Below are 7,148 nucleotides of genomic sequence, written 5' to 3'. Positions count from 1 at the left end.
GGCATCTCCACGCGCTCGGGCGAGAGGAATCGCTCGAACAGCAGGCCGTTGGGCAGCGGGTCCAAGTCGGTGATGCCCATGGCGTAGGCCACGATGGCGCCTGCCGCCGAGCCACGGCCCGGCCCCACGCCGATGCCCTGGGAACGGGCCCACTCGATGTACTCCTGCACGATGAGGAAGTAGGCCGGGAAGCCCTGCTGGATGATGATGCCCATCTCGTAGTCGGCGCGCTCCTGGGCGTCGGCGGGCACCGGCGTGCCGTAGCGCTTCTCCAGGCCCTCCTGCACGCGCTTGCGGAACCAGGATTCCTCGGTCTCGCCCTCGGGCAGGGGGAAGCGCGGCAGGATGGAGTCGCGCTCGAGCACTACGTTGCACTTCTCGGCCACTTCCACGGTGTTGTCGCAGGCCTCGGGGAAGTCGGCCAGGGCCTCGCGCATCTCGGCCTCGGTCTTCATGTAGAACTGGTCGTTCTCGAACTTCATGCGCTTCTCTTCGTTCACCATGGCACCGGTGCCGATGCACAGCATGATGTCCTGAGCGCGAGCATCTTCCTGAAGCAGGTAGTGGAAGTCGTTGGTGGCGATGGTCTTCAAGCCCGCCGCTTTGGCCACCTCGGTCAGCTGGTGGTTCAGTTCGGTCTGGGTGAAGCCAGCGTCGGTGCGCACGCCCTGGTTCTGCAGCTCGATGTAGAAATCGCCGTCATCGAAGCAGCTGGCGAACTTCTTCGCCCACTCCACGGCGTCCTCGAAGCGGCGGTCGTCCAGCAGCTTCGGAATGATGCCGCCGATGCAGGCCGAGGTGCCGATGATGCCGCGGCCGTACTTCTGCAGCATGGAGAAGGTGGTGCGGGGCTTGTAGTAGAAGTTGTCCACATGGGACTCGCTGACCAGCTTCAGCAGGTTGTGGTAGCCCTCGTTGGTCTTGGCCAGCAGCAGCAGATGGTACAGCTTCGGCTTCACGTCCTTGCGCAGCGACTCGTCGGCGGTGAAGTACACCTCGCAGCCGAAGATGGGCTTCACGCGGACGCCGGTCTCCTTCTCCACGGCGTCGCAGGCATCGGAGAGCTCCACCACGCCGGACATGACGCCGTGGTCGGAGATGGCCACGGCCGGCATGCCCAGTTCGGCGGCGCGGCGCACCATATCCTTCACATGGGTCAAGCCGTCGAGCAGGGAATACTCGGTATGGTTGTGCAGATGGACAAATGCCATAGGGTGTCAGCCCCTTCGATAAGGTCGGCGGCGCACGGGTTCGATTGTGGTGTGGCTATGCGCGCTGTGTCTGAAATGCTGGGCCGAGAGAACATGGCAGCTGCGGGCGTTGTCCCGCCGCGCCGCTTCCCTTCCGGCCGCTCTCAAGTTCCGTTATTGCTCGGGTGCCATGATACCAGCCCGCCGCCCCCTCCCGTGCGAACAAACCGTGAGATTTGCATGGATTGCCACGGGGCGGCCACACGGCCTCGACTCTCCTCCCTCCACAACGAGAAAGGGCGCCCCGGATGGGACGCCCTCTCAAAACAGGCTCAAATGCTGCGGGCTGCCTCAGGGCTCCGCACGACCTTAAAGGGTCGTGGGCTTCCCTAGGCGGCAGCGCCGCTCACGTGCTTCAGCTGCGCCTCGCACCACTCCAGCTTCTTCTGGTTGGTGACGAGGGTGGCCTGATCCTGCGCATCGTCGGCCTTCTCCAGCTCGGCGATGATCGCGCGGCACTCATCGGCCTCGGCCTTCACGGCCTCGGCGTCGATGTCCTCCACGGCGGTTCCGAAACGGGCGAGCACCGTCACCTTGTCGTCCAGAACCGACGTCGCGCCGCCCATGACCAGGAACTCCTTCTTCTCCTGCTCGTTCTCGCCCACGGTCAGCGTCACCAGGCCGCCCTCGCGGTTGAGCGAGACGGACAGCTCGTGACCGGGCAGAACGCCGAAGTAGCCGTCGCATCCGGGGATGCTGGCATAGGAGATCTCACCCTGGTACAGGGCGCGATCGGGAAGGGCCACCGTGCAGCGCATAACGGCCATTAGTTGCCGTCCTTCTGCATGGCGTCGTAGGCCTCGTAGACCTGCTCGATGGCGCCCTTGTTCACGAAGCACTGCTCCGGGATGTGGTCGCACTTGCCGTCGAGGATCTCCTTGAAGGAGCGGACGGTGTCCTCCACCTTCACGTACACGCCGGGCAGGCCCGTGAAGACCTCGGCCACGTGGAAGGGCTGGCCCAGGAACTTCTGCACCTTACGGGCGCGGTTCACGGTCAGCTTCTGATCCTCGGACAGCTCGTCCATACCCAGAATGGCGATGATGTCCTGCAGGTCCTTGTACTGCTGCAGGATCTGCTGCACGCCCATGGCTACGTCGTAGTGCTCCTGGCCGACGATCTCGGGATCCAGCGCGCGAGAGGTGGACTCCAGCGGGTCCACGGCCGGGTAGATGCCCAGCTCGGCAATGCCGCGGGACAGAACGGTCTTGGCGTCCAGGTGGGTGAACGTGGTGGCCGGAGCCGGGTCGGTCAGGTCGTCGGCGGGCACGTACACGGCCTGCACCGAGGTGATGGAGCCGGTCTGCGTGGAGCAGATGCGCTCCTGCAGGTCGCCCATCTCGGTGGCCAGCGTGGGCTGGTAACCCACGGCGGAGGGCATACGGCCGAGCAGTGCGGACACCTCGGAACCGGCCTGGGTGAAGCGGAAGATGTTGTCGATGAACAACAGCACGTCCTGACCCTGATCGCGGAAGTACTCCGCCTCGGTCAGGCCCGCCAGACCCACGCGCAGACGGGCTCCCGGAGGCTCGTTCATCTGGCCGTAGACCAGGCAGGTCTTCTCGATAACGCCGGAATCGGTCATCTCGAGGTAGAGGTCGGTACCCTCGCGGGTACGCTCGCCTACGCCGGTGAACACCGAGGTGCCGCCGTGCTCCTGGGCCAGGTTGTTGATGAGCTCCTGGATGCACACGGTCTTGCCCACGCCGGCGCCGCCGAACAGACCGGTCTTGCCGCCCTTGACGTAGGGCTCGATCAGGTCGACGACCTTAATGCCGGTCTCGAAGGTCTCGGTGGTGGTGACCAGGGTGTCGAACGGGGGCGCGGGGTGGTGAATCGGGCGCCACTCCACGTCCTCGGGCATGGGCTTGCCGTCCACGGGCTCGCCCAGCACGTTCCAGATGCGGCCGAGGGTCGCCTTGCCCACGGGCATCATGATGGGGGCGCCAGTGTCCTGGGCCTCCAGGCCGCGCACCATGCCGTCGGTGGACGTCATGGCGACGGTGCGGACGATGTCACCGGGGAGGTGCGTCTGCACCTCGAGCACGGTGGAAACCTCGCCCGAAGGGGTCGTTGCCTTCACGGTCAGGGCGTTGTAGATGGCCGGCATGGCGTCTGCCGGGAACTCCACATCCACAACGGCGCCGACGATACGGACGATGCGTCCGATGGCGCCTCCCTTGGCCGCTTCAGTAGAAGTAGTTTCAGCCATTTAATCCTCCAAAGCTGCGGCACCGCCCACGATCTCGGTGATCTCCGTGGTAATGGCGCCCTGGCGCACGGTGTTGTACACGCGCTCCAGGGTGGAGACCATCTCGTTCGCGTTGTCGGTGGCCGACTTCATCGCGTTGCGGCGGGCACCTTGTTCGCCCGCTGCGGAATCGAGCATCGCGTAGTAAAACGCGTTGTTCAGGTAGGCGTTCATCATGTAGGACATGACCGACTCCGTGCTCGGCTCGAAGTCGATGTCGCCCGGGATCGAGGAGTCGTCCCGCTCGCGGAAGGACTTGAACACGTCCTCCTCCTTGGCCTTCAGGCCAAGAAGGTCCGCGTAGGACTCCTCCTTCACCGGCAGCACCTGCTGCTCCACCAAGGACTGCTCGGCAGCGTTCTTCGCGTGGTTGTACACGATGAACACCTCGTCGAGCTTGCCCTCGGCATAGGCCTGCATCACGTAGCCGGACAGCTCGGCGGCCTGGGCGAACTCAGGGTCGGCCGAGTATCCCGCGAAGGAGAACACCGGCTCGATGCCGCGGTAGGTGAAGTACCCGATGGCCTTCTTGCCACAGGCAGCCACCTCCACCTCGGCACCTTCGCGCTGCTTTTCCTTCGTGAGCTTCTCCACATAGCGAAGCACGTTGGTGTTGAAGCCGCCGGCAAGGCCGCGGTCGGAGGTGACGGCTACGATGAGCACCCGCTTCACCTCGTCGTGGACCTGCAGCAGCGGCTCCGTATCCAGATGAGCGTACTTTGCCGTGCTGATGAGCATGTCTGAGATGGCGACCGCCCAAGGGAGCGCGTTGTCCACGCGCTCGGAAGCGCGGCGAATCTTGGCAGCGGCGACCATTTCCATGGTGCGCGTGATCTGCTTCGTCGAGGTGACGGATTTGATTCGCCGTTCGATGTCGTGTAGGTTGGGCATGGTCTACCTACCTTACGCTACGGCGTCGAAGGACTGCTTGAAGGCGGCGATGGCCTCCTTCAGAGCGGCCTTGGTCTCGTCGGAGAGCTTCTTCTCCTTGTTGATCGTCTCGATGATCTGCGGCTTGGAGGCGCGGATCGAGGAGAGCAACTCGGTACGGAAGCGAACGACGGCATCCAGCGGCAGATCGTCGAGGAAGCCCTCGTTGCCGGCGAAGATGGCGATGACCTGCTCGGCGACGGGCATCGGGTTGTAGCGGCCCTGCTTCAAAAGCTCCGTCATGTGGGAGCCGCGGGTCAGCTGGTCCTGCGTGGCCTTGTCCAGGTCGGAACCGAACTGGGTGAAGGCCTGCAACTCGCGATAGGACGCCAGGTCCAGGCGCAGGGAGCCGGCCACCTGCTTCATGGCCTTGATCTGCGCGGAGCCACCCACGCGGGACACCGAGATGCCCACGTCGACGGCCGGGCGCTGGCCCTGGAAGAACAGGTCGGTCTGCAGGAAGATCTGACCGTCGGTGATGGAGATCACGTTGGTCGGGATGTAGGCGGACACGTCGCCGGCCTGGGTCTCGATGATCGGCAGAGCCGTCATGGAGCCGCCGCCGTTCTCGTCGGACATCTTCACCGCGCGCTCCAGCAGGCGGGAATGCAGGTAGAACACGTCGCCGGGGTAGGCCTCGCGTCCCGGAGGACGGCGCAGGGTCAGCGACATCTGGCGGTAGGCCACGGCCTGCTTGGACAGGTCATCGTAGACGATGAGCACGGCACGGCCGCGGTTCTCAGGCCCGGCCGGCTGGCCGTTGGCGCCATTGTAGACGAAGTACTCGCCCATGGCGGCGCCGGCCATCGGCGCGATGTACTGCAGCGGAGCGGAATCGGAGGCGGTGGCGGCCACGATGATGGTGTTCTTCATGGCGCCGTGGCGCTCGAGGGTCTCCACCACGCCGGCCACCGTGGAGGCCTTCTGGCCGATGGCGACGTAGATGCAGATCATGTCCTGATCTTTTTGGTTGATGATGGCGTCGATGGCGATAGCGGTCTTGCCGGTCTGGCGGTCGCCGATGATGAGCTCGCGCTGGCCGCGGCCGATCGGCACCATGGAGTCGATGGCCAGGATACCGGTCTGCATGGGCTCGTTCACCGGCTGACGGGAGATAACGCCCGGAGCCTTGAACTCCACGGGACGGGTGCCCTCGGCCTTAATGGGGCCCTTGCCGTCGATCGGCTGGCCGAGCGGGTTCACCACGCGGCCGAGCATGGACTCGCCGGCGGGAACCTCCACGATACGGCCGGTCGTGCGGACCTGGTCGTTTTCCTTGATTGCGGTGACGTCACCCAAAAGCACGGCGCCGACCTCGTCCTCTTCGAGGTTCTGGGCCAGACCGTACACGGTCTTGCCGCCCTCTCCGATGAACTCGAGCAGCTCACCGGCCATGGCATCGCGGAGACCGTCGACGCGCGCAATGCCGTCGCCGACCTGGATGACCGTGCCCACTTCGCGGGACTCGACGCTGACGTTCAGCGCCTCGAGCTGCTTCTTCAGCGCGGCGTCAATGGACTGTGCGGTGATTTCAGTCACTAGCATTCACCTCCATCTGTTGTGTCTTTGAGGACGTTGCGGGCGCGGTTCAGCTGCGAGATCATGCTCGCATCGATGTAGTTCCCGTCCACGTCCATGATGATGCCGCCCAAGATAGACTTGTCGATGCGCTCGCGCAGCACCGCCTTCTTCCCCAGATCGGCTTCGGCTTTTTCCGTAATAAGCTGGCGCAGCCCGTCGTCAAGGGGCACCGCGGTGGTCACGTCGACCACGCAGATTCCCAATCGCTCGCCCAGCAGGGCGCGGAACTCGTCGTTCACCCGGGGCAGCAGGTCGGCCTGGCCACGCTCGGCCATGACCGCCAGCACCTCGCGAAACGCCAGGTGGCACTCGGCGAAGACGTTCTCCACCAGCGCCCGGCGCGCCTCGGGGGTGAAATCCGGGTTCGAGAGCGCCATGGTGAGGTCCAGATCGGAGCGCATGAGGCGGATGACCTCGGCCATCTGCTCGCGCACCTGAAGCACGGCCTCCTGGCCGCCGGCCCCGTTGGCGCTGTCGAAGAGCACCGACGCGAAGACGGCGACTTCCTCTTTGACGACGAGACGATTAGTTGCCATTGAAGCTCCCAGCCTCTTTGACGTAGCGCTCGATGATCGCGCGATGCTCGCCCTCGGTGAGATCCTCGCCGATGAGGCGGGCGGCCACGTCCACGGACGTGTCGGCGATCGAAGACTGGAGCTCGGCCACGGCGGCCTTCTTCTCAGCCTCGATGGCGGCCTTGGCCTTGGCGATCATGTCGGCCGCCTCGGTCTGGGCCTGGGCGGTGATGTCGGCCTTCACGGCCTCGCCCACCGCGCGGGCATCAGCGATGATCTGGGCCGACTGGGTCTTGGCGTCGGCCAGCTGCTGCTGGTACTCCGCAAGCACGCGCTCGCTCTCAATCTGAGCCTCCTCGGACTTCTTCAGAGCCTCGCGGATGGTGTTCTCGCGCTTCTCGAGCATGCCGGCGAACATGGGCCAGCCGAACTTCGCGAGAATGATCCACAGGATGATGAAGGCGATGAGCATGGGGATGAACTCCGCCATGTCGGGGAGAATGGCGGACAGGCCGCCGGACTCCTCTTCGCTAGCAAACGCGAGCGCAGGGAAAGCAGCGTTCAGAGCCAGGGCACCGAAGGCGGCCTGGGCAACTGCTTTGTTCGCTCTTGTCTTCACGT

The 7,148-nt window shown here is 64.8% G+C and carries 7 protein-coding genes; all 7 read right to left on the bottom strand.

Annotated features, from left to right (window positions below):
- Positions 1 to 1,211 (bottom strand): DNA polymerase III subunit alpha (gene dnaE, locus ACTOXK_RS09430; protein WP_482279914.1); only part of this gene is annotated, 1,211 nt, incomplete at its 3' end.
- A 368-nt stretch (positions 1,212 to 1,579) separates the two neighbouring features.
- Entirely contained in the window at positions 1,580 to 2,017 is a 438-nt protein-coding gene (locus tag ACTOXK_RS09425) for a F0F1 ATP synthase subunit delta/epsilon (protein ID WP_482278545.1), read from the bottom strand.
- On the bottom strand, positions 2,017 to 3,462 hold the full coding sequence (atpD, locus tag ACTOXK_RS09420) for a F0F1 ATP synthase subunit beta (RefSeq protein ID WP_482278544.1): 1,446 nt from the start codon (positions 3,460 to 3,462) through the stop codon (positions 2,017 to 2,019). Before atpD ends, ACTOXK_RS09425 begins: the two co-directional genes overlap by 1 nt.
- Positions 3,463 to 4,392 (bottom strand): ATP synthase F1 subunit gamma, encoded by a 930-nt coding sequence (atpG, locus tag ACTOXK_RS09415; RefSeq protein WP_482279348.1) that lies wholly within the window; start codon positions 4,390 to 4,392, stop codon positions 3,463 to 3,465. It lies immediately after the preceding gene.
- 12 nt (positions 4,393 to 4,404) lie between these two features.
- On the bottom strand, positions 4,405 to 5,976 hold the full coding sequence (gene atpA, locus ACTOXK_RS09410) for a F0F1 ATP synthase subunit alpha (RefSeq protein WP_482279913.1): 1,572 nt from the start codon (positions 5,974 to 5,976) through the stop codon (positions 4,405 to 4,407).
- Positions 5,970 to 6,548 (bottom strand): ATP synthase F1 subunit delta, encoded by a 579-nt coding sequence (gene atpH, locus ACTOXK_RS09405; protein ID WP_482279325.1) that lies wholly within the window; start codon positions 6,546 to 6,548, stop codon positions 5,970 to 5,972. Before atpH ends, atpA begins: the two co-directional genes overlap by 7 nt.
- Positions 6,538 to 7,146, bottom strand: a complete 609-nt coding sequence (gene atpF / locus ACTOXK_RS09400; RefSeq protein ID WP_369872567.1) for a F0F1 ATP synthase subunit B — start codon at positions 7,144 to 7,146, stop codon at positions 6,538 to 6,540. The genes atpH and atpF overlap by 11 nt, the downstream gene beginning before the upstream one ends.
- Positions 7,147 to 7,148 lie beyond the last annotated feature (2 nt).

The sequence above is a fragment of the Adlercreutzia sp. genome (assembly GCF_056795635.1).
This window is presented reverse-complemented; position numbering and strand designations above follow the sequence as displayed.

Excerpts from the sequence above, each read along its gene's own strand:
- ACTOXK_RS09425 (WP_482278545.1), bottom strand. The coding sequence starts at position 2,017 with ATGGCCGTTATGCGCTGCACGGTGGCCCTTCCCGATCGCGCCCTGTAC.
- atpD (WP_482278544.1), bottom strand. The coding sequence starts at position 3,462 with ATGGCTGAAACTACTTCTACTGAAGCGGCCAAGGGAGGCGCCATCGGA.
- atpG (WP_482279348.1), bottom strand. The coding sequence starts at position 4,392 with ATGCCCAACCTACACGACATCGAACGGCGAATCAAATCCGTCACCTCG.
- atpA (WP_482279913.1), bottom strand. The coding sequence starts at position 5,976 with ATGCTAGTGACTGAAATCACCGCACAGTCCATTGACGCCGCGCTGAAG.
- atpH (WP_482279325.1), bottom strand. The coding sequence starts at position 6,548 with ATGGCAACTAATCGTCTCGTCGTCAAAGAGGAAGTCGCCGTCTTCGCG.